The following is a 20,620-nucleotide window of genomic DNA, read 5'->3' as shown; positions in this document are numbered from 1 at the left end:
TCAGCGCTGCCCCCGCAGGCGGCGCCACAGCAGGCGCGGTGCGCGCCAGAGCATGCCGAAGAACAAGCGGGTGTGCATGCGGCTGATGCGCACGTTGTCGCGCCACACATCGAAGTGCGAGACGCCATCGGATGGATAGGTCACGCGCGTGGCCAGGTGCTCGACCGGCAGGTGCCGCCAGTACAGGCGCACCATCACTTCGGTATCGAAATCCATGCGCCGGCCGATGGTTTCTTCACCGATCAGGCGCAGCACCGGCGGCAGCGGATACACGCGGAAGCCGCACATGGTGTCGCGCAGATGCAGCGACAGCGTGTTGATCCAGACCCAGATGTGGGTCGCGTAGCGGCCATACAGGCGCGCCTTGGGAACGCTGGCGTCGTAGGCCGGAATGCCACAGATCACCGCCTCGGGATGGGCGCGCGCCGCTTCGATGAAGCGTGGCAGATCGCGGGTATCGTGCTGGCCGTCGGCATCGATCTGCAGCACGTGGCTGTAGCCTCGCGCGCCGGCTTCGGCGAAACCGGCCAGCATCGCCCCGCCCTTGCCCTGGTTGACGTCCAGGCGCAGCAGGTCGACGCCCTGGCGCTGTGCCAGCGAACGCAATGCTGCCGCGCACGCCTCATGCGAGCCATCGTCGACCAGCAGGCACGGCAGGCCGGCGGCCTGCACGCCGTCGACCACCGCCGCGATGGCGTGCTCGTGGTCGTAGACGGGAATCACCACCAGTGGCGCGAACGCGGCACCGGCAACGGCCGGATCAGTCCGCATCGGCGAAGACCACTTTGCCGCTGGCATGCACGCCGTGGCTGGAGGTGTAACGGAAGGCCAGCACGTTGCGTGCGGCATCCCAGTCCAGCTGCAGGGTCAGCTCATCGCCCGGGCGGGCCACGTGCTGGAACTTCACCGCATCCATGCGCAGGAACACTGCCGGCATGGCGAACACCTGGCGGCCAAACCGCACCGCCCAGTCCAGCTGCGCCACGCCGGGCAGGATCGCCGCCTGCGGGAAGTGGCCCTGGAACGGTCGCAGCGCCGGGTCCAGGGTCATCCGCAGCGTGGCGCTGGCCGCATCGCGGTGATCCCAGACCGGCACCGGCATCAGCGGCTGGAACAGCGCTGCCAGTGCCGCCTGGGTGACCTTGCCCTGTGCGTTGATCGGCAGCGCCGGCACCAGCCGCCAGCGGCGCGGCCGGGTGACCGCGTCATGAGCCTGTGCCAGGCGTGTGCCAAGGCGCTGGCCCAGCGCGCGGCGCGCGGCCTCACCGCCCTCCAGCAGCGTCGGGTCGGCCGGTACCACCACCGCGGCCAGCTGCTCGCGCTGCCCGGGCAGCACCAGCACGCGCACGTCATCCACTTCGGCGTCTTCGCGCAACGCACGTTCCAGTGCATCCAGCGAAACGCGGCGCTCTTCAATCTTGACGATGCGGTCGGCGCGGCCCAGCAGGCGGAAGCGGCCATCGGCCAACGCTTCAACGCGGTCCTGGGTACGCCACCAATCCGGGGTTTCCAGATGTGCGGAGGCCACCGCCAGGCAGCCCTCCTCGATGCGCCACTGCACGCCGGGCAGCGGCTGCCACGGCGGCAGGTCGGTGTCCCAGCGGCGCCAGGCGATGCCGCCGGTCTCGCTGCTGCCATAGACCTCGGTCGGTGCCACGCCGAGCCACTGCCGCACCTGGCGTGCGGCTTCTTCCGGCAGCGGGCCGCCAGAGGAGAATACCGCGCGCAGGCGGCCATGCAGGCTGGCCCAGTCGAGCTGCTCGGGCAGGCGCTTGAGGTGGGCCGGGGTCGCGACCAGCACCGTATCGGTACCGGCCAGCGCACCCACCAGATCTTCGTGGAAGAACCGGCGTGGATGGATCAGGCGGCCGGCAGCCAGCGGCCACAGCACGCGGAACAGCAGGCCATAGATGTGCTGGTGCGACACCGTGCCATGCACCTGCACGCCTTCCAGCTGCGTGCCGAACGCAGCCTGCAGTGCGTCCACCTCGCGCGTCAGCTGGTCCATGCGCTTGTTGATCGCACTGGGTTGTCCGGTGCTGCCGGAGGTGAACACGCACAGCTCGCAGGCGCGCTCGTCCAGCGCCTGAAGACCCTCGTCCGGTGCGGCGTCCAGCGCCGCCAGCGGACGATAATCGGCGGACACATCGCCTGCGAAACCACTCACCTGCGGCTGCAGCGCCTGCAGCGTGGCCGGCAGATTGTCGGCAGCCAGGAACACCCGCTTGCCGGCATGCCAGGCACCGAACAACGCAGCGGCAAAGGCCACCGCATCATCGAAATACAGGGCCCAGTCACGGCCTTCGGCCGCCGCAAACGCGGCGCGCCAGGCCAGTACGCGCTGGCGGAAGCGGGCGTGGTCGATCACCTCGCCATCGCAGACGCCAACGCTTCGATGCGGCCGCGCCTCCAGCAGCAGCCGGTCCAGGGCAATCCACTCAGCCATGCGCGTGCGCCGCCTTCACCCGCCGCCGCACCAGCCACTCACCTGCGAACAACACGCCCATCATCACGTACGCCAACAATCCGTTGTAGAGCATCCAGACCCGGTCCGACGCGTACAGCGCGGTCAGCAGGGCCAGGCTGCCGTTGAGAACGAAGAAGCCGCACCACACCTGGGTGACGCGGCGGGTATAGGCCACCGCGAACGGGGGCAGGTCCGGTTCCTGCAGCCGTGCCAGGCGTTCCACCAGCGGCGGGCCGAAACGCAGGCTGGTGCCGAATACCGCCAGCATCACTGCGTTGACCAGCGCCGGGTACAGCTTCAGCGGCAGGGCCTGGTTGAGCACAGTGGCCAGCACCGCCAGCAGGCCGGTGCCGGCGGCCGCAGCCCACCACAGCGGCTGGCGCGTACTCAGCGCGCGCAGCAGGGCCAGGGTGAACAGCAGCAGCGACAACCAGCGTGGCTCGAAGCGGCCCATCGCCAGGTACACCAGCACCGGGTAGGCCAGCGAGATCGCAGCCACCACGACCGTGCGTGCGCGTGCCATGGTGGAGCCGCCGGCGCTGCGGTCAGGCGGCTGCCTGGTCCGGCAGCAGCCTGTGCACCACATCGACGATGTCCTGCACGGTGCGCACGGCCTTGAACGCTTCCGGCTGCAGGTTGCGGCCGAGCAACGGCTTCAGCTGAACGATCAGGTCGACCGCGTCGATGCTGTCGATGTCCAGGTCGTCGTACAGGCGGGCCTCGGGGGTGATCCGGGCGGTTTCGATCTCGAAGCTGTCGGTCAGGATGCTGACGATGCGTTCGAACAGTTCATTCTTGGTCATGGCAGGTCCTGGCACCGTTACGACTGGCGGGCGGCGACGAACTCGCCGAGCGCGCGCACGCTGGAGAAATGGCGACGGGTTTCTTCCGAATCGGCCGAGAGGCTCACACCGTACTTCTTCTGCAGCGCCAGGCCCAGCTCCAGCGCGTCGATCGAATCCAGGCCAAGGCCCTCGACGAACAGTGGGGCGGTCGGATCGATGTCCTCCGGCGTGATGTCCTCCAGCGAAAGGGAGGAAATGATCAATTCCTTGATCTCGTGCTCAAGTGCTTGCACGGTTCGGATCTCCAGACAGGTCGAAATAACGAGAAAGGTGCTCGGTGACGCGACGGGCTGCCAAGGCATCCCCCCTTGGCGAGTCGTCTTCGGCCAGAAATGGCGCGATCGGGATATCTTCGCCGATCTGCAGCCGAACGTGAAAGCGACGTGAGGGGACACGATACCACTTCTGCCCCTTGGTCAGCGTTGGCGGGCTGCAGGTGATCCGCACCGGGGTGATGTCCAGCCGGCCGCGGACGGCGATGTTGGCGGCCCCACGCTGCAGCCGCGGCGGCTGCCCGGGCACGCTGCGGGTGCCCTCCGGGAAGATCACCAGGGTGCCGCCGGCATGCACCGCGGCCACGCAGTCATCGACCAGGCCGGCGCCATCGTCATTGGAGATGTAGCCGGCGGCCCGTACCGGACCGCGCATGAACGGGTTGCAGGCCACGGCCCGCTTGACCACGCAGTCGGCGTTGGGCAGCAGCGAGATCAGGCAGACCACGTCGATCAGGGTCGGGTGATTGGCCAGTACCAGCAGGCCGTCGCGCTGCAGGCGTTCACCGCCCTCGATCTCGTACGTCATCACCCCCAGCCCGCGCATCAGCCGCAGGTGGCTGGCGAACGCGACCTGGACCACGCGCCGGGCGCGGCGGCGGCGTGCCACCGGGTCACGCATCAGCAGCAGTACCGGCATCACCAGCACGCCGAGCAACAGGCCGCCCAGGCCAAATGCGACAAAGCTCAGGCCGGTGCCAAACACCCGCCAGGCATGGTCGAGGCGGCGCAGCAGCTCAGCCACGGCGGCTCCAGCGCCAGCGCTGGCCGTGGGCCACGTGTTCCAGCGCCGGCGCGCCGGACAACAGGAACCGGTGCAGGTCCAGCGCATGCGGCAGCAGGCCGGGCGCAGTGCTGGCCTGGGCGTCGGCCGGCTGCCACTGCAGCGACAGCGTCGGTCGGCCCTCTGTCGGGGCGGTCAGGCGCCAGCACCAGGCAAAGAACGGGTCGGGTTCGTCGGCGAACGTCGCGTAAATTTCCGGAAGTGGCGACTCATAGACCACCACCCGCACCTCGCGGGCACCGTCGGCCAGCAGGCCGACGGCCTCCAGGCAAGCCGTCTCCACCGTGGCCTGGCCCGCCGCCAGCGCCAGGTAGTTGCCGCGGTGGCCGCGGGCGATGGAATACAGCGCGGCAATCGCGTTGTGCACGGACAGGCCGAATCCGGTCGGCGACAACGGCTGGTCGCCGACCAGCGCGCCCAGCAGGTCCATCGAACGGGCCACGTCGCCGTGGCGGCTGGCGAACACCAGCGGCACGTCACTGTCGGCGCCCTGCCCGTCCTCGCACCAGCACGCGGCCTGGATCGCCATCCGGCCCAGCCGCTCGATGCGGCGGCGCTGCATCGCCGGCACCTCGGCCAGCGCCGGCGTGTCCGCGCCGTGCGGCAGGTACGGCGCATCGGCCCAGCCCAGCCACTGGCTACGCTCACTCAGGCCGGGCGCCCAGGCAGCCCAGTCGACGATGGAGAATTCGATCATTTAGCGATGGTGCTTCAACGGGAGAACGATAGGCACGAGCCATTACGGCGACGCGCGGCGGCCCCCCGTTCCTGCAGCCGTGCGTCCGTCCAGGACGTCGCCGGCTGCCCCCCTGGCCGCCGGAAAGGAGCGCACGCTAGCACGTCCCGCGCAGGGTGTGCAGGTTTCACATTTCCCAACACGGGGCCCGGCACCGGCAGGCCCCGTGTTCAATCGATCAGTGGTAACCGGTGTCGGCGTGCACCTTGCCGCGGAATACCCGGTAGGACCACGCCGTATAGCCGAGGATGACCGGCAGCAATATGACCAGCCCGACCAGCGTGAAGCCCAGCGACGACGCCGGCGCGGCGGCCTGCCACAGGGTCATCGACGGTGGCAACAGATAAGGCCACATGCCCAGCACCAGGCCGAGGAAGCCGAGCACGAACAGGGCCAGGCTGAGCAGGAACGGCGGCAGGTCGCGGCGCGGGTGGGTGGCACTGCGCCACAGCGCGGCGGCTACCGCCAGGGTCAGCAGCGGCACCGGCGACAGCCACCAGAAGTTGCCGTCGCTGAACCAGCGCGCCATCAGGCGCGAATCGAGGAACGGCAGCCAACTGCTGACCAGGCCCATCGCCGCGATCACCGCCACCACCAGTGGCCGGGTCATCTGCCGCGCCAGCGCCTGCACGCGACCTTCGGTCTTCAGGATCAGCCAGGTGCTGCCCAGCAGCGCATAGCCGGCCACCAGTGCGGCACCGGTCAGCATCGCGAACGGGCTGAACCAGGCAAACGGCCCGCCCTGATAGACACCGTCCACCAGCGGGATGCCCTGCACCAGGGTGCCGAGGATCACGCCCTGGGCAAACGTGGCCAGCAGCGAACCGAGGCCGAACGCCACGCTCCACAACCGGCGCGATCGATGCGCCTTGAAGCGGAACTCGAAGGCCACGCCGCGGAACACCAGCGCCACCACCAGCAGCAGCACCGGCAGATACAGCGCCGACAGCAGCACCGCATAGGCCTTGGGGAAGGCCGCCAGCAGGCCAGCGCCACCGAGCACCAGCCAGGTCTCGTTGCCGTCCCAGATCGGCGCGGCGGTGTTCATCATCAGGTCCAGTTGTTCCTCGTCCTCGGCGAACGGGGCAAGGATGCCGATGCCGAGCACGAAGCCGTCCAGCACCACGTACATCAGCACGCCGAAGCCGATCACCGCGAACCACGCCACCGGCAGCCAGGTCATCAGGTCCATGTCAGCGCTCCTCCAGCGGTTCATCGGCGGCCGACAACGGACGTGCCGGGGTATGGCTGCCATGGTCCAGCGACGGCCCCTCGGCATACGGCTGCGGCCCGTGGCGCAGGATCTTCACCAGGTACCAGATGCCCCAGCCGAACACGAAGGCATAGCCAACCACATAGACACCCAGCGACAACGCGGTCATCCACGCACTCTGCGGGCCGACCGCATCAGCGGTGCGCAGCACGCCATACACCACCCACGGCTGGCGCCCCATCTCGGTGACGAACCAACCCGACAGCAGTGCGATGAAACCGCTGGGCAGCATCCAGTTCCAGCCGCGCAGCAGCCACGGCGAATCCAGCAGCCTCCTGCGCCACAGCTGGAAAGCCGACACCCAGGCCAGCAGCAGCATCAGCGTGCCCAGCCCAACCATGATGCGGAAGGCGAAGAACACCGGCGTCACCGGCGGCCGCTCGCTGGCCGGCACCGAGGTGAGCGGATCGAAGGTGCCGTCCAGGCTGTGGGTGAGGATCACGCTGCCCAGCTTCGGGATGGCGATTTCGAAGTCGTTGCGCTCTTCCTTCTCGTTCGGCAGCGCGAACACCACCAGCGGCACGCCCTCGCCTTCCTGGGTTTCATGCCAGTGCGCTTCCATCGCCGCGATCTTCATCGGCTGATGCTTGAGCGTGTTCAGGCCATGCATGTCGCCGACGAAGATCTGTACCGGCACCGTCAGCGCCGCGAACGCCACCGCCGCGATCAGCATGCGCCGTCCGGCCTCGACATGTGTGCCCTTGCGCAGGTACCACGCGCCGACGCCACCGATCACGAAACAGGTGGTGATGAACGAGCCCAGCGCCATGTGGGCCAGGCGATAGGGGAACGAGGGGTTGAACACCACCTGCCACCAGTCCACCGGATGCACGATGCCGTTGACCATCTCGTAGCCGGCCGGTGTATGCAGCCAGCTGTTGGACGACAGGATCCAGAACGTGGAGAACAGCGTGCCCAGCGCCACCATGCAGGTGGAGAAGAAATGCAGGCGCGGCGAGACCCGGCCCCAGCCGAACATCATCACGCCGAGGAAGCTGGCTTCCAGGAAGAACGCGGTCAGCACCTCGTAGGTCAGCAGCGGTCCGATGACCGTGCCGGCCACCTCGCTCAGCCGTGGCCAGTTGGTGCCGAACTGGAAGGCCATGACGATGCCGCTGACCACGCCCATGCCGAACGACACGGCGAAGATCTTCTGCCAGAAGAAATACAGCTCGCGCCACACGGGCAACTTCGTGCGCAGCCACCGCCATTCGATGAAGGCCAGCCAGCTGGCCGTACCGATGGTGAAGGCGGGGAACAGCACGTGGAAACTGATGACGAATCCGAACTGGATCCGGGACAACAACAACGCGTCCAAGGGACGCCTCCTGCCTGTGACCGGTGGGATACCGGACCACTTTAGGAGGATTTCGTTAAGGTGGGATGCGACCGGGTGACGCGCTGCTTCACTTTGTCGCAGGGAAGCTGGATGACAGGATGAACGGGCTACAGGGGCTTCAGCAGGGTCAAGGGCGGCTCCTTGGCGATTCGCAGGGCCCGGGGTACCAGTGCAGTCAAGCAGGCCGCCATCACCAGCACGACAGCGCTCGATATCGATAACCACAGTGAACCTGTGATGCCATCCTGTGGCGGCCCTATCCACTGCAACGACAACGCGCCGAGCAGGGCGCCCAGTGTGGTGAACAGTGAAACTTCGAACATGATTTCGGCAAAGATCACTGAGCCGCGAGCACCGAGTGTCCGTCGAACCCCAATGGAGTGCCGGCGCCGATCAAGCCAGGCGCCTACGACTCCGGAAACCCCGGCCATCAGCACACCGAGAACGATGGCCGTCATGACCGCGAGCACGGTCGTAGCGAAGCGATCAGCTTTGACGTAGGCGTCGCGATATCCCGCCAGCGTCTCGACACCGGTCGAATTCACGATCCGATAGGGCCGCTGTAGCGCATCGACAGTGCGATCAAGCGATGAACGATCAACCTCCGACTTCCACTTCGCCAGATAATAGCGACTGGCGCCCGTGGGAAGGCCCGGAAGCAGCGCCCATTGCGAGTCCCGCTCATTGCCTCCTGGTGCCGGTCCAGCAACAGACGCAAATACGCCCACGATGACCCGGCTGCTGCCGGGGCCGAAATACAGGTGGCGGCCAACAGCACTCTCCGTTCCGAACAGACGGGCAGCCAGCGCTTCACTGATCAGCACTACCGGAGCACCTTCAGCCATGTCGTCCTCTGTGGCATCCCGTCCCAGGACGATTCCCGCGCCCAGCATCGCCAGCAAGCCAGAACTGGCAGTTGCCACGGGAATGCGATCACATCCAGCAACGTCTGTCGTACCCGCGTTCATCGAGTACGCCATGGCCGACTCGCTGGTGCACACGCCGTATCGATGGGCTCTTCCCCCGAACGGAACAGCGTCGCTCACAACCGTGTCCTGAACACCGGGCAGCCGGATCGCGGACAGGTCTGCCCGCAGCACTGCAGCATCAGCGCCTTCTTCGACATCCGAGACCCTGACCACACCAATCGATACTGCGTCCCGGATGCTGCGGGTGTTCAATCTGGCGAAGCTGTCCAGCACAGATTGCAGTGCGAACGCACATGCCAGGCTTGCAAGCGCAGCCTGCACTGCAAGCAGTGCGGCGCTTCCCAGATGTCGTCGAGTCTCCCTCATTGATTCGAACATTTCAGGCAGCCCCCTTCGCGAAGGCACTCGACAGTGAGCTGACCCTGCAGATTTCAAACGATGTGACCAATGAACAGAGCAACGTCGTGACGACTCCCAGACCAGCCGCCATCAGCATTGCCCCGGCATGCATCGCTGTTATCGCGCTGGGCAGAACGTCTCCCGCAGCAACCACCCGGATTCCCAGCGTATAGGTGACGACAGCGAGCGCACCGCTTGCGACGCCCGCCGCGATGGATTCCCACATGAGCTGGATGAACACGTCTCGGCGTCGTGCTCCCAGTGCACGTCGTATCGCGAACTCCCGCCGACGGCGCCCCAGACTGAAGCTCAGCAGCGCCGCCGCGTTGACGATGCAAACGCCGAGCAGGATCAGCGACAACCGAAGCTGCATCCTCGCCTGCTCCGGAACCAATCCCAGCCTGTCCAGCCAATCCATCAACGGCCAGAGTGCCACCTGCTGGGCGCCTGGCTCGATCCGAAGCCCCTTTTCATGCGCATAGGCGTTCAGACTCGCGCGGTAAGCGGCGACATCGTCTGCGGTGGGCAGCCACGCCCACAATTGAAGCCAGGAAACGTTGGCCCCTGCAGGATCCGTGTCCTGGTCACCACCCCAGATCGCAGTCCCGTCCAAAACAGTCAGCTTGTCTGCGATTGCGGTTTCAAGCGGCAGGTAGATCTCGTCAGGCTCCACAAACGGCCTGCGCGTGAGGTCTCCCTGAAACATAGGCACCGGATGCCAATCCTCCGCGACACCCACTACGGTATAGGTGCGTCTGCCCAGGTCCAACTGATGACCAACACAGCCCTGTGCACACTCGCGCTCTGCGAGCACACGCGACAGAACCACGATTCGACTCGCAGCATGCCCCTCCTCGGCGGTCCATGCGCGCCCTTGAACAACGGCAATGCCGAGGACACTGAAGACTTCGGACGTGGCGAACCTGGCGCGCAATCTTGCGCTGGGCTCTCCCGGCCGGGAGAGCGTCACCGCGCCCCCTGCCATTGCTGCCTGCTTCCACGTCCGGCCTTGGTTCAGAAGCACCTTCGCGTCTGGCCAGGTCAGTGACTGACCAGGATCCGGAGAGCCACTGCGCAGTGCATCTGGACGCGCGTCAAGGTAGGGGCGGAACAATGCCGAGCTCCGGCCTGGAGCGGGATCCGACGATGCCTGGAGAACAATGGAAAGCATCACGGTGGTGATCCCTACCCCCGCACCCAGCATGAGAGCGATTGACAGATGAGTGCCGACTCTCTGCTTGAATCGAATCAACGACATCTTGATGTAGTAACCGTGCACGTACCCTCCTTGGCCTTTGCAGAGCCCTCAACTTCAACTCGAAGGAACTCCCTGTAGAAGAAGTTGCTCCCTTTCTCCCAGCTCACCTATTCCAGCCATGTATGGGCTGCAGGCGCAGAAGGTCAGAATTTCGTTCTCTTGGTACACCAGAATCTCGCCCATCCTGCTGTCGAAAAGTTCCCGGCATGCGCATATGAGAGCGGGAAAGGCCCCGAGATCCGCCTTGGGTCGCCCCCTAGGGAAACTCAGTGCAAACGCCTCTCCGTGGTAGCTACATATGATTGGGATGCCTTGCGGCTGTTCGACGAAGAATGGATGCCACTGCCGCTCCCCTTCTGCGACATCAGAATCACCGTCCCAACGGAAGTAGGACCAGACTGACTTCTGTACGAATTTGTCCAGATGCGACATATCAGCCATTCGATGACCGAACCCAAAAGCAAAACGTGGCGTTCTAATGCCTGGAATACGCTCGGAAAGAAGCTTCCACTGCACATTCAAGGGGAGAAGCGATCTACTCACTCCGCGAGGACCAATTCCATACGTCAGTGTGTGCGCTCGCGATAGAACCGAACCCAAAGCTGTGTGTGCCCAGTTCTCATGCAATCCGAATGCACGAAGACGCTTGCCAATCTCGGTGCAAGAGAGATCGAAGACTCTGTTGATGATGTAGGCGGACCACATGTTAGGAATCGACGTTTCCACTATGGGTTCAATGATCTCAGCCTCCTGAACGCACCAACTTTGAGTCAGCTCGTCCAGATGGATCACACTCACACCCTCGACATCTCTCAGCACGGTTGCGACAACGTCTTCCGGGTCGGAGTGGATGACAATGGTTGGAATCTTCATGCCACGCTCTCCAGCATCTCCCTTTGCACTTTTCGGCCGTACTGGGCCCTGATCTCCTCCTGAATTTCATCCACGACCGCCATCAGCTGCAATGAGGCGGGTGACTCCAGTACGAATAGCGTCGAGATCTTCCGTTCGATGAAGAATCCGCCCGCTACGTGCATCAGTCGTCGCTTCATTCTCCTCCCGGCTTCTTCTCCAATCTCGCCGCCGACACCAACCAATCTCCCGAGAAGCTGATGGATGGCGTAGTAAACAAAAACCGCGTGTGCCAGCGAATGGTTGGGAATGAAATTTCCTGACCATGGTGAAACCGGGCGCACCCTGATTGCACCTGACATGAACTTCCCGTGCACCTCTTCATAGGCGGAGAGATACGAGTGTACGGACTCATGCAGAATTGCCTCTGCGCAAAGATCCACGGTCATTTCTGGCCTGTGAACATTGAGAATTCGGATGCAACCAACATGAATCGGCCGATACTCGGATCCAAGATTGAGTGGTGAAACCTGATCACCCAACTGGATCGACTTCCTCACAAACACACGCCTTGTGAATATTCGAATCAGCAGACCCAGATGTGGAGTGGCTTTATCCACGAGTTCTATGGCGGCTTCCAGCTTCTCCTGGATTACCCCAAGCTCTTCTGGTGAAATACTCATGAATGGATTGCAGAACGTTCCGCTCTCAGGTTCGTTCCGGCGTGCCAGTCCACTATCCACGTCCAGAGCGATCACGCCCCCCACTTTTGCGCGCTCAACCTTTTCAAATCCGAAATCACGCTGCCTTACCACCCACTCCCCTAGTGGGCTTTCGACTTCCTTCCCATGGTGCAACCCTCCCGCTTCTTCATGGTTTGGAGAAATTTGACATTCCGCCCTTGCGGCGAGATGAAGTGCTTCGATGGTCGAGACGGGCCTTCCATCTGGATCTTCATGAGAGACTCCATCTGGATCATCCATGAATCCAGAAACCCACGGGGATCCAAGCAATCTTCTTCTTGCCGCAGGATCCAGGTTCTTGAACGTTCTTTCAAATTTCTCCACACATTCGTGGTTCTCGAGTTTCTTCGCTCTGAATTTCGAAAGAGCTTCGCCCAAACGACGCGGAGCAGCTTCAAACCATGCATCCAGAAGTACCGAGCAAACGTCAACCGTTCTACGCGGATCCTCAATCGCTCTCCTGATTTCCTCTATGGAAGTTCTCATCAACCTCTCCTTGGTGGCGGACGGCCGCCCCAAGGGCGGCCGTCCGCGTTCTTAGACGTTGAACTTCTGTACTTCAGGAACGACATGCGCGAACTGGAGCTCTTCTGCGTCACCCGACGAGTAGTGACCGCAGTGGGTTCCACCGCTTGAGTAGTTGGTACATTGCACACCCGCGATCTCGCTATCGCTGATTCCTTCTTGCAGCTCCGCCCCGCTGACGAGGTTGATGTCCAGCACAGAGACGTTCTGGATCTGCGTGAGATCATTGGTCGCACTTTCCTGCGCAGCAGATGCGATTCCGGATAGACCAAGCATTGCAATGAGTGCCGGTGGGAGAAGCACGGATTTGCAGATCTTCGACATTGTTCCGCTCCTTTGAAGTTGATACTGCTGGATATGACCGTGAGCTTGCGCGGCTCCTGGCCAACGTCAGCGGTTGCTGACGATTTAGATTTTTCCAGCAGGGTCATCGACATCAATAGCAGCAGATTTCTTTGCAACTATCCTCAGTGCGAGGACCGTCACGTAGCGTCTGGAGCTGACGCAATCCGTCGGGTGTGGGGGATTGTCCGAGTCAGCGACCTCGGGAATGGCATAGGAAGGTTCACGCCGTATGCGACTGGTGTCGGTCTATAAATCGCTTAATGCCAGAAATACCAGACAGCCGCCGCCACCAACGCCCCCAACAACACCACCTGCACCACCACATAGCCCACGCCACTATCGCGCGATTCAGCGGCAATGCGCTTCTGCAGCGCCTCGCTCACATCCGGCGTTTCTTCCTGCTGCGTCTGCTCACGCAACGCCTGCGCCAGCGCGCGTTCTTCCGCATCGCGAGGGTCGGTCGATGGGCTCACAGCAGTTCTCCGGCGGCGGCATGCCGCGTCAGTTCCTGCTTCAGGACCTGGCGCGCGCGGTGCAGGTGGCTCTTGATGGTACCGCGTGCCAGCCCGGTCACCTGCTCGATCTCGACCAGGTCGAAGTCCTCCAGGTAGTGCAGGCCGACGATCAGGCGCTGCGGTGCACTCAGCCGCTCCAGCGCCACGCCAAGATGGCGCCCCGCCTGCAGCGCCTCGCTCAGTTCAGCCGGCCCCGGTCCTTCATCGCCGATTCCCAGTTCCTCCGGCACCTCCACCGCCACCATCCATTGCGCCTCCAGCCGTCGCCGGCGCAGGTGCTGCAGCGCGGTGGTGTAGGCCACCCGGGAAACCCAGGTGCGCAGCGAGGATTCAAAACGAAAGCGGTGCAGCTGGCGGAACACGGCCAGGAAGGTCTCCTGCAGCAGGTCGGCCACCTGATCGCGATCGCCCACCATGCGCCCGATCACATGTGCGCAGGTGCGCTGATGTGTCTCGACCAGTTGCGAAAACGCCGCCTGCGAGCCATCGATGATGGCCCGCACCAGGGCCTGGTCCGCATCCAGCGGTGCGGCGGGTGCCGCCGTCTCCGCTGCATCGTGGCGGCGACGGCCCCGCAGTGCCGACAATGCTTCGCCGAGCAGGCTCATCTGCGGGGCGCCCCCTGTGCCCGTGACATGGGCCGGCTCAGCCCTTGCGCGCGGCGGGGCGGGTGAAGTGCCAGGCCAGCAGCTGGCCCAGGCCAGCACTGCCGACCAGCGCGGCGGCGGCACCGAAGGTCAGGTCACGGGCACCGATGGCTTCCAGCAGGGCCATGGCCAACGCCAGGCAGACCAGGCTGATGCCCCAGCGCAGCGCCCCCTGGCGGCGGCGTTCTTCTTCCAGCACGGCCAGCGAGCGGATCACTTCCTCCGGCACGTGCGGGGCCACCAGCTTGCTGCGGGCGCGGGCATCGGCAATGGCGTGGATCGCGTAGGCGATGCAGATGAAGAGAGTGATCGGGATCAGTTCCTGCATGGTCGGGCTCCTGTTCGGTGGATGATGCGGGTTCAGGAGAATGGATGCGCGAGGCCGGTTACCGGTTGCACCACTTTGCCAATCCCGCTGCCATGACCTGTGGCCCCTGCCCCGGGCCCTTGCGGCTGCTACGCTTGGCCGGTTTCCTCTTCTGGTGCCGTCCGCCCATGTCCCGAGTGCTGCCCCTGTCCCTCCTGCTGTCGGCCGTGCTGGCCGCACCGGCTGCGCATGCCGCGCCGACGCCGATCACCATCGAACAGGCCATGGCCGACCCGGACTGGATCGGTCCGCCGGTCGAGAAGGCCTGGTGGTCGTGGAACAGCCAGCAGGTGGAATACCAGCTCAAGCGCAACGGCAGCCCGGTGCGCGATACCTTCCGCCAGCCGGTGGCGGGTGGCGTGGCCGCACAGGTGGCCGATGACCAGCGTGGCACCCTGGACGTGGCCGAGCCGGTCTACGACCGCAGCCGCAGCCGCAGCGCCTTCGTCCGCAATGGCGACGTGTTCGTGCGCGACCTGCGCAGCGGCGCGCTGACCCAGCTGACCCGCAGCAACGAGCGCGCGGGCAACGTGAACTTTGCTGCCGACAATGGCGTGATCTGGCGCGTTGGCCAGAACTGGTTCCACTGGACCGCCGCCAGCGGTGTGCAGCAGGTGGCCAGCCTGAAGGCCGAGAAGGATCCGCGCACGCCGCCGAAGGCCGACGTGCTGCGTGACCAGCAGCTGCGCACGCTGGAAACCCTGCGCCGCGACCGTGACCAGCGCGAAGCACTGAAGGACCAGGACCAGCGTTGGCGCCAGGCCGACCCGACCCGCGCGCCGGGCCCGGTGTACCTGGGCACCGACGTGGAGATCGCCGACAGCGTGCTGTCGCCGGACCTGACCCACCTGATCGTGGTGACCAAGCCGAAGGACTTCGACGACGGCCGTGGCGGCAAGATGCCGCTGTACGTGACCGAGTCGGGCTACGAGGAAACCGAAGACACCCGCACCCGCGTCGGCCGTAACGGCTTCGAGCCGCACACCCTGTGGTACGTGGACGTGCGCACCGGCAAAGCCGAGAAGGTCTCGCTGGCCGGCCTGCCTGGCATCAGCACCGATCCGCTGGCCGAGCTGCGCCGCAAGGCCGGCAAGGACGCACTGAAGGGCGAGCGCAGCCTGCAGGTGATGAGCGACTTCATGGGCGGTGGCATCCGCTGGAGCGCCGATGGCCAGCAGGCCGCAGTAATGCTGCGTGCCAACGACAACAAGGACCGCTGGATCATCAGCGTCAACGCTGCCGATGGCCGCGTGCAGAACCGCCATCGCCTGACCGACAACGGCTGGATCAACTGGGGCTTCAATGATTTCGGCTGGATGGCCGATGGCCGCACGCTGTGGCTGCTGTCGGAGGAATCGGGCTTCTCGCACCTGTACACCCAGGCCGGCACCGCCAAGCCGCAGGCGCTGACCAGCGGCAAGTGGGAAACCTCGGCGCCGGTGCCGTCGGCCGATGGCAAGGGCTTCTACTTCCTGTGCAACCAGCAGGCACCGCATGACTACGAAGTCTGCGCGGTCGATACCGGCAGCCGCCAGGTGCGCGAGCTGACCAGCCTCAACGGCGTGGAAGACTTCTCGCTGTCGCCGGACGGCCAGCAGTTGCTGGTGCGCTATTCCGGTGCCTACCTGCCGCCGCAGTTGGCCGTGCTGCCGAGCACCGGTGGCCAGGCCCGCGTGCTGACCGACACCCGCACCGCCGACTACAAGGCGCGCCAGTGGATCCAGCCGAAGCTGGTGGCAGTGCCGTCCAAGCATGGCGCCGGCGTGGTCTGGGCCAAGTACTACGAACCGGAAAACAAGGAACCGGGGAAGAAGTACCCGATCGTGATGTTCGTGCACGGCGCCGGCTACCTGCAGAACGTGCACCAGCGCTACCCGGCCTACTTCCGCGAGCAGATGTTCCACAACCTGCTGGTGCAGAAGGGCTACATCGTGCTGGACATGGATTACCGCGGCAGCGAGGGCTACGGCCGCGACTGGCGTACTGCGATCTACCGCAACATGGGCCACCCGGAACTGGAAGACTACAAGGACGGCCTGGACTGGCTGGTCGATACCCAGCAGGGTGACCGTGACCATGCCGGCATCTACGGTGGTTCCTACGGCGGCTTCATGACCTTCATGGCGCTGTTCCGCTCGCCGGGCACGTTCAAGGCCGGCGCCGCGCTGCGCCCGGTGGTCGACTGGCACCAGTACAACCACGGCTACACCAGCAACATCCTCAACACCCCGGACATCGATCCGGAGGCGTACCGCGTGTCCTCGCCGATCGAGTACGCGCAGAACCTGCAGGACAACCTGCTGATTGCCCACGGCATGATGGATGACAACGTGTTCTTCCAGGACTCGGTGAACCTCACCCAGCGCCTGATCGAACTGCACAAGGACAACTGGTCGATCGCACCGTACCCGCTGGAGCGCCACGGCTACGTCCGCGCCGATTCCTGGCTGGACCAGTACAAGCGCATCCTCAAGCTGTTCGAGCAGAACCTGAAGTGAGCAGCGCCGCGGCCACGATCCACATCGTGGCCGCGGTCATCCTGGATGACCGCGGCCGGGCGCTGGTGGTGCGCAAGCACGGCGCTGACCGTTTCATCCAGCCGGGCGGCAAACCCGAAGCCGGCGAAGCACCGCTGCAGGCGCTGGCCCGCGAGCTGGACGAGGAACTCGGTGCGCAGCTGCACGCCGAAACCGCCATCGCGCTGGGTACGTTCCAGGACTGGGCGGTGAACGAGCCTGGCCACCGCGTGCAGGCCCAGGCCTGGTGGGTGCAGGTGGACGGCATGCCACAGGCACGCGCGGAGATCGCCGAACTGGCCTGGGTGCCGCTGCAGCCACCGCACGGCCTGCCCTTGGCACCGCTGAGCGAACACCATATCCTGCCGGCCGTCGCCACCCGGGTGACGGCCCGCTGAGCGCGCGGGCACCGATTGCAAGGACACCGGATGTCAATGTCGATCCCGCCGATTCCTTCGCTGGTCCAACCGACCTATCACGCTTGGGTGCGCCCGATCGCACACGCCTCGTTCTGGCTGTCACTGCTGCTCACGGTCTACTTCGTGATGCAGGGACTGCTGCTGTGGCCGCTGCACAACCTTCCGATCTGGCACCTGGTTGAGAGGGAAGTACAACTCCAGCACCTGCACAGCCTGATCTGGCTTCTGGCGCATCCGGTGGCCGCGTCGATGATCGTCGCACTGCTGTGCCTTGCCTCGACACTGGCCAGCTGGGGACTGCTGCGCGAGCGCAGCTGGGGCCTGTGGAGCTTTGTGGCGATCCTGCTGATGAGTGCATTGACCAACTTTGCGATCGCCGGGTGGCTGGACGTGTTCATGCGCGACGTCATCCCGTTTCTCTCCGACGACGCCGTCCTGCAACAGGAACTCCATCTGAAGCGCTGGTTGATCACGCTGACCATGGTGGCCATGTCATTCGTACTCCTCGGCCTGCAGGGTTGGCTGGCCTGGCGACTGCTGCGACCAGACATCCGCTCGCGCTTCCACTGAGCCACACCCCTTTTCCGCACGACAAGGACCGTCGCATGCGCTTGCTGACCCTTCTCCCCGCGCTGCTGCTGTTCGCCGCGCTGCCTGCCGCCGCCGATGCGCTGCGCTGTGGCGAATACCGCAGCACCAACGGTGGCATGGCGCTGATATTCACATCGCCCAGCACCGGCTACCGCCACGACGACGGCAGCGAGCCGGAGCCGCTGTGGGTCGATCGCAGTGCGGCGCAGGCCCGACTGGTCATGCTCGACGATGGCGTGGCACTGCCGGTCCGGATCAGCGCCGATGGGCAGCGCATCGAAGACGACGTGGTGGTCTACACGCTGCGCCAGTCCCGGGATTGCGCCAGCGAACCCGCCGCGATTGCCGGCAGCTGCCGCGCCGCCGGCAGCCACTGCATTGCGCAGCTGCCCGCGGCTTCGCCCGGCCAGATCCAGCGCGCGTGCGACGAAGGCGTTGGCGCGGGCTGCTCGGCGCTGCTGCGACAACTGCGGGATGGCAGCCCAGCAAAGGCCACCGACGACGTCGGTGCCACGGGCTTTGAACGCCCGCCTGCCTGCCGCGAACACACGCCCGGGCATGACCCGCAGGCCTGCGAGCCGCTGACCAATGATGCATTGGCTGCCGCCATGCAGCGGGTGAATCAACGCCTGCAGCAGGAAGACGAAGACACGCTGGGTTCGCCGCTTCCGGCCGCTGCACGCGATCAGCTGCAGCAGCGGTGCCTGCAGCACCGCAGTGGCCGCTTCTGCGTGGAAGTGGCCGCGCAGCAATTGAACGCGCTGGAACCTGCGTTGGCAGTGCAGGCCCTGCAGGTGGTCTGCGATGCGGGCCGCGTCAGTGCCTGCGAACGTACTGCACCGCTGCGTGAACTCGGCACCGACCTGCGCCTGGTTCCGCTGCAGCAGGTGCCGTGCGGCCGTTACCAGGCCGACGGTGGCGTGATCGACATGCTCGACTTCGGTGATGGCGCGCATGCCCGCCTGCATGAAGGCGCCGTCCAGCTGCAGCAGAACGGCGAAACCCTTGTGCTGCGCCAGCTCGGCAACGGCGACCTGCTCGGCATGGACAACCAGACGGCCTACCAGCGTTACCAGCTCGTGCCCGGCACGGCACAATGCACGCCCCCGCGCGAGGGCCAGGGTTCGCCGTAGCGCCAGGAGCTTCCCGTTCGATCGTCAAGGAGACGATATGCATTCACCCGCACCGCGCCGCCGCTGGCTGGCCTGGGTCCTGCTGCTGGCCGCGCCGATGGCTGCCGCACAGTCACCACAATGCGGCCTGTTCAAGGCCGACGAAGGCAGCGGCACGCTGCGCATCAGCTCACCGAACCGCGGCGAGCAGAAGCACTTCGGCAGTGCGCCGTCTCCGGTCGCGTTCCAGCAGATCGACGGAAAGCTGCAGCTGGTGAACCTGGAGTACGGCCTGCCCAGCGCGCTGCAGGTGCGCGATCGTGGCCGCACGGTCGAGGTGGATGGCACGGTCTACCTCCTGCAGGCGCCCGCACAGTGCGCCGCAGCCGCCACGCCGGCTGCAGGCAGCTGCCTGGCTGATGCGGCGGCGTGCCTGGACAACCGTCGCGAAGCGACCCCGGCCGCCCTGGAAGCGGGGTGTCGGGAAGGCGTGCCCGGCATGTGCCTGCAACTGGCCGATCGCTGGCACGAGGAAGCCAAACCCACGGTCGAGGCCGATCCCGCCCTGGCAAAGGCAGCGCTCGACGCCGCCTTGTCCGGTATCAAACTCCCCGCCGCCTGTGACAACGGTGGCTTCGAACAGGGAACCCCGGCGTGTGCCGCCGCACTCGAGGCCGACCCGGCAGTGCAGGAGCAGCTGGTCAAGGCCGCGATGACGGCCGCCATGACCGAAGCCATGGTGACGATGACGGCACCGACCGTGCCGGTGATCATTCCAGCTGAGCGGCGGCAACAGTTGTTGCGGTTGTGCCGCGAGGTACCGCACGGCGGCTTCTGCACCCGCGTGGCTGAGCTGTCCTGGGACGCGGGAGATCCCCAGCAGGCGGTGCAGGCCCTGGCTGCGGCCTGCACCCCCGGCAATGACACCGCCACTTGTGAGCGCCTGCCGGCGTTGCAGGCGGTGGGCGCATCGCTGCGACCGCAGCCCGCAACTGCATTGCCCTGCGGCAACTACCGGTCCGACGGCGGCCTGATGGACACGCTGGATTTCGGCGATGCCGGCCTGGTCGGTGTGGGCTGGAGCAGCCATCTTCGCGCACGCGTCGAAGCGGGCGACATCCGCATCCACCACGACCGGGACGGCGACTTCGTGCTGCGCCCGCTGCCCGGCGGCCAGTTGCTGGGCCTGGATAACTGGACCCGCTTCCAGGTGTTCGTCCCCACCGGCGAGGGCCCGACCCGGTGCAGTGCACCGAAGCAGTTCAAGGTGCTGCCACTGCCGCAGGATTGCCCGCTGGCGCTGGCCAACGAGGGCGGTGCCGAAGCCTGCTGCGCGCAGGGCAAGCTGCAGGGCTGCAACATTCTCGGCAACCGCCTTGCGCTGTCCGGGAACTGGCTGCAGGCCGCCGGGCACTACACCACGGTCTGCCGCGCCGGCGTGCGCGAAGGGTGCGAGAACCTGGTGACCGCGCAGGGCAACGGCGCGGAACTGGACGCACGGGCAACCCTGGAGCAGCTGTGCAAGGCCGACCGCAGCGGCCTGCATGTGGCCTGCGACGTGCTCGGCACCCAGAACTGGGAGCTGATCACGCTGGGTGGTGCCCTGCAGAAGGCGGTTGACGAGGCGGCCGTGGACGACGCTCCGGCGCCGCGCAACTCCAACCGCAAGCGCTGAGCCGGCCAGGG

22 protein-coding genes are annotated in these 20,620 nt (G+C 65.4%); 5 read left to right on the top strand and 17 right to left on the bottom strand.

What is annotated here, in order from left to right:
- The 17 genes from QRO95_RS00900 to QRO95_RS00820 form a co-directional block, all read right to left on the bottom strand.
- On the bottom strand, window positions 1–771 hold the full coding sequence (locus tag QRO95_RS00900; protein ID WP_180844880.1) for a glycosyltransferase family 2 protein: 771 nt from the start codon (window positions 769–771) through the stop codon (window positions 1–3).
- The gene (locus QRO95_RS00895) at window positions 761–2,446 is read right to left on the bottom strand and encodes an AMP-binding protein (protein ID WP_164080046.1); all 1,686 of its coding nucleotides are present in this window, start codon (window positions 2,444–2,446) and stop codon (window positions 761–763) included. The genes QRO95_RS00900 and QRO95_RS00895 overlap by 11 nt, the downstream gene beginning before the upstream one ends.
- Window positions 2,439–2,990 (bottom strand): membrane protein, encoded by a 552-nt coding sequence (locus tag QRO95_RS00890; protein WP_012512473.1) that lies wholly within the window; start codon window positions 2,988–2,990, stop codon window positions 2,439–2,441. Before QRO95_RS00890 ends, QRO95_RS00895 begins: the two co-directional genes overlap by 8 nt.
- Window positions 2,991–3,012: 22 nt before the next feature.
- On the bottom strand, window positions 3,013–3,270 hold the full coding sequence (locus QRO95_RS00885; RefSeq protein ID WP_006402206.1) for an acyl carrier protein: 258 nt from the start codon (window positions 3,268–3,270) through the stop codon (window positions 3,013–3,015).
- 17 nt (window positions 3,271–3,287) lie between these two features.
- Window positions 3,288–3,545 (bottom strand): phosphopantetheine-binding protein, encoded by a 258-nt coding sequence (locus QRO95_RS00880; protein WP_005411610.1) that lies wholly within the window; start codon window positions 3,543–3,545, stop codon window positions 3,288–3,290.
- On the bottom strand, window positions 3,532–4,329 hold the full coding sequence (locus QRO95_RS00875; protein ID WP_032129179.1) for a 1-acyl-sn-glycerol-3-phosphate acyltransferase: 798 nt from the start codon (window positions 4,327–4,329) through the stop codon (window positions 3,532–3,534). Before QRO95_RS00875 ends, QRO95_RS00880 begins: the two co-directional genes overlap by 14 nt.
- Complete coding sequence (locus QRO95_RS00870; protein WP_032129180.1) at window positions 4,322–5,065, bottom strand: beta-ketoacyl synthase chain length factor; 744 nt, start codon at window positions 5,063–5,065, stop codon at window positions 4,322–4,324. Before QRO95_RS00870 ends, QRO95_RS00875 begins: the two co-directional genes overlap by 8 nt.
- 217 nt (window positions 5,066–5,282) lie before the next feature.
- Window positions 5,283–6,296 (bottom strand): cytochrome d ubiquinol oxidase subunit II, encoded by a 1,014-nt coding sequence (gene cydB / locus QRO95_RS00865; protein WP_005414876.1) that lies wholly within the window; start codon window positions 6,294–6,296, stop codon window positions 5,283–5,285.
- A gap of 1 nt (window position 6,297) precedes the next feature.
- A complete protein-coding gene (locus tag QRO95_RS00860) occupies window positions 6,298–7,695 on the bottom strand; it encodes a cytochrome ubiquinol oxidase subunit I (protein WP_032129181.1) in 1,398 nt (465 codons plus the stop codon).
- Window positions 7,696–7,823: 128 nt separating this feature from the next.
- Complete coding sequence (locus QRO95_RS00855; protein WP_049462286.1) at window positions 7,824–9,023, bottom strand: ABC transporter permease; 1,200 nt, start codon at window positions 9,021–9,023, stop codon at window positions 7,824–7,826.
- A gap of 1 nt (window position 9,024) precedes the next feature.
- Window positions 9,025–10,323 (bottom strand): ABC transporter permease, encoded by a 1,299-nt coding sequence (locus tag QRO95_RS00850; protein ID WP_285301498.1) that lies wholly within the window; start codon window positions 10,321–10,323, stop codon window positions 9,025–9,027.
- Between the two features lie 33 nt (window positions 10,324–10,356).
- Complete coding sequence (locus QRO95_RS00845; protein ID WP_285301497.1) at window positions 10,357–11,175, bottom strand: hypothetical protein; 819 nt, start codon at window positions 11,173–11,175, stop codon at window positions 10,357–10,359.
- Window positions 11,172–12,383: a hypothetical protein gene (locus tag QRO95_RS00840; RefSeq protein ID WP_285301496.1), complete on the bottom strand. Its 1,212-nt coding sequence runs from the start codon at window positions 12,381–12,383 to the stop codon at window positions 11,172–11,174. The genes QRO95_RS00845 and QRO95_RS00840 overlap by 4 nt, the downstream gene beginning before the upstream one ends.
- Window positions 12,384–12,434: 51 nt before the next feature.
- Entirely contained in the window at window positions 12,435–12,746 is a 312-nt protein-coding gene (locus tag QRO95_RS00835; RefSeq protein ID WP_180889480.1) for a hypothetical protein, read from the bottom strand.
- 278 nt (window positions 12,747–13,024) lie between these two features.
- The gene (locus tag QRO95_RS00830; protein ID WP_125893349.1) at window positions 13,025–13,240 is read right to left on the bottom strand and encodes a hypothetical protein; all 216 of its coding nucleotides are present in this window, start codon (window positions 13,238–13,240) and stop codon (window positions 13,025–13,027) included.
- Complete coding sequence (locus QRO95_RS00825; protein WP_100435462.1) at window positions 13,237–13,890, bottom strand: RNA polymerase sigma factor; 654 nt, start codon at window positions 13,888–13,890, stop codon at window positions 13,237–13,239. Before QRO95_RS00825 ends, QRO95_RS00830 begins: the two co-directional genes overlap by 4 nt.
- A gap of 37 nt (window positions 13,891–13,927) precedes the next feature.
- Window positions 13,928–14,257: a hypothetical protein gene (locus QRO95_RS00820; RefSeq protein ID WP_005414880.1), complete on the bottom strand. Its 330-nt coding sequence runs from the start codon at window positions 14,255–14,257 to the stop codon at window positions 13,928–13,930.
- Between the two features lie 167 nt (window positions 14,258–14,424).
- Between QRO95_RS00820 and QRO95_RS00815 the strand changes: the two genes are divergently transcribed.
- From QRO95_RS00815 to QRO95_RS00795, 5 genes are read left to right on the top strand one after another with little or no spacing between them, the layout of a single operon-like run.
- Window positions 14,425–16,794: a S9 family peptidase gene (locus QRO95_RS00815; protein ID WP_285301495.1), complete on the top strand. Its 2,370-nt coding sequence runs from the start codon at window positions 14,425–14,427 to the stop codon at window positions 16,792–16,794.
- Window positions 16,791–17,210 carry an NUDIX domain-containing protein gene (locus tag QRO95_RS00810; protein WP_182266927.1) on the top strand — a complete coding sequence of 140 codons (420 nt, stop codon included), beginning with the start codon at window positions 16,791–16,793 and terminating at the stop codon, window positions 17,208–17,210. The genes QRO95_RS00815 and QRO95_RS00810 overlap by 4 nt, the downstream gene beginning before the upstream one ends.
- Window positions 17,211–17,240: 30 nt before the next feature.
- On the top strand, window positions 17,241–17,801 hold the full coding sequence (locus QRO95_RS00805; protein WP_049398641.1) for a hypothetical protein: 561 nt from the start codon (window positions 17,241–17,243) through the stop codon (window positions 17,799–17,801).
- A gap of 35 nt (window positions 17,802–17,836) precedes the next feature.
- Complete coding sequence (locus tag QRO95_RS00800; protein WP_285301494.1) at window positions 17,837–18,955, top strand: hypothetical protein; 1,119 nt, start codon at window positions 17,837–17,839, stop codon at window positions 18,953–18,955.
- A 37-nt stretch (window positions 18,956–18,992) separates the two neighbouring features.
- Window positions 18,993–20,609, top strand: coding sequence for a hypothetical protein (locus tag QRO95_RS00795; protein WP_285301493.1), 1,617 nt, complete (start codon window positions 18,993–18,995; stop codon window positions 20,607–20,609).
- Window positions 20,610–20,620 lie beyond the last annotated feature (11 nt).

This window comes from Stenotrophomonas maltophilia group sp. Smal13, assembly GCF_030236855.1.
GTDB lineage: Bacteria > Pseudomonadota > Gammaproteobacteria > Xanthomonadales > Xanthomonadaceae > Stenotrophomonas > Stenotrophomonas maltophilia_A.
Note: the sequence above shows the minus strand (reverse complement) of the source record. Positions and strands in the feature narration are given on the sequence as shown.

Coding starts and splice junctions, on each gene's coding strand:
- QRO95_RS00900 (WP_180844880.1), bottom strand. CDS start 771: ATGCGGACTGATCCGGCCGTTGCCGGTGCCGCGTTCGCGCCACTGGTG.
- QRO95_RS00895 (WP_164080046.1), bottom strand. CDS start 2,446: ATGGCTGAGTGGATTGCCCTGGACCGGCTGCTGCTGGAGGCGCGGCCG.
- QRO95_RS00890 (WP_012512473.1), bottom strand. CDS start 2,990: ATGGCACGCGCACGCACGGTCGTGGTGGCTGCGATCTCGCTGGCCTAC.
- QRO95_RS00885 (WP_006402206.1), bottom strand. CDS start 3,270: ATGACCAAGAATGAACTGTTCGAACGCATCGTCAGCATCCTGACCGAC.
- QRO95_RS00870 (WP_032129180.1), bottom strand. CDS start 5,065: ATGATCGAATTCTCCATCGTCGACTGGGCTGCCTGGGCGCCCGGCCTG.
- cydB (WP_005414876.1), bottom strand. CDS start 6,296: ATGGACCTGATGACCTGGCTGCCGGTGGCGTGGTTCGCGGTGATCGGC.
- QRO95_RS00855 (WP_049462286.1), bottom strand. CDS start 9,023: ATGTTCGAATCAATGAGGGAGACTCGACGACATCTGGGAAGCGCCGCA.
- QRO95_RS00845 (WP_285301497.1), bottom strand. CDS start 11,175: ATGAAGATTCCAACCATTGTCATCCACTCCGACCCGGAAGACGTTGTC.
- QRO95_RS00840 (WP_285301496.1), bottom strand. CDS start 12,383: ATGAGAACTTCCATAGAGGAAATCAGGAGAGCGATTGAGGATCCGCGT.
- QRO95_RS00835 (WP_180889480.1), bottom strand. CDS start 12,746: ATGTCGAAGATCTGCAAATCCGTGCTTCTCCCACCGGCACTCATTGCA.
- QRO95_RS00825 (WP_100435462.1), bottom strand. CDS start 13,890: ATGAGCCTGCTCGGCGAAGCATTGTCGGCACTGCGGGGCCGTCGCCGC.
- QRO95_RS00820 (WP_005414880.1), bottom strand. CDS start 14,257: ATGCAGGAACTGATCCCGATCACTCTCTTCATCTGCATCGCCTACGCG.
- QRO95_RS00815 (WP_285301495.1), top strand. CDS start 14,425: ATGTCCCGAGTGCTGCCCCTGTCCCTCCTGCTGTCGGCCGTGCTGGCC.
- QRO95_RS00805 (WP_049398641.1), top strand. CDS start 17,241: ATGTCAATGTCGATCCCGCCGATTCCTTCGCTGGTCCAACCGACCTAT.
- QRO95_RS00800 (WP_285301494.1), top strand. CDS start 17,837: ATGCGCTTGCTGACCCTTCTCCCCGCGCTGCTGCTGTTCGCCGCGCTG.
- QRO95_RS00795 (WP_285301493.1), top strand. CDS start 18,993: ATGCATTCACCCGCACCGCGCCGCCGCTGGCTGGCCTGGGTCCTGCTG.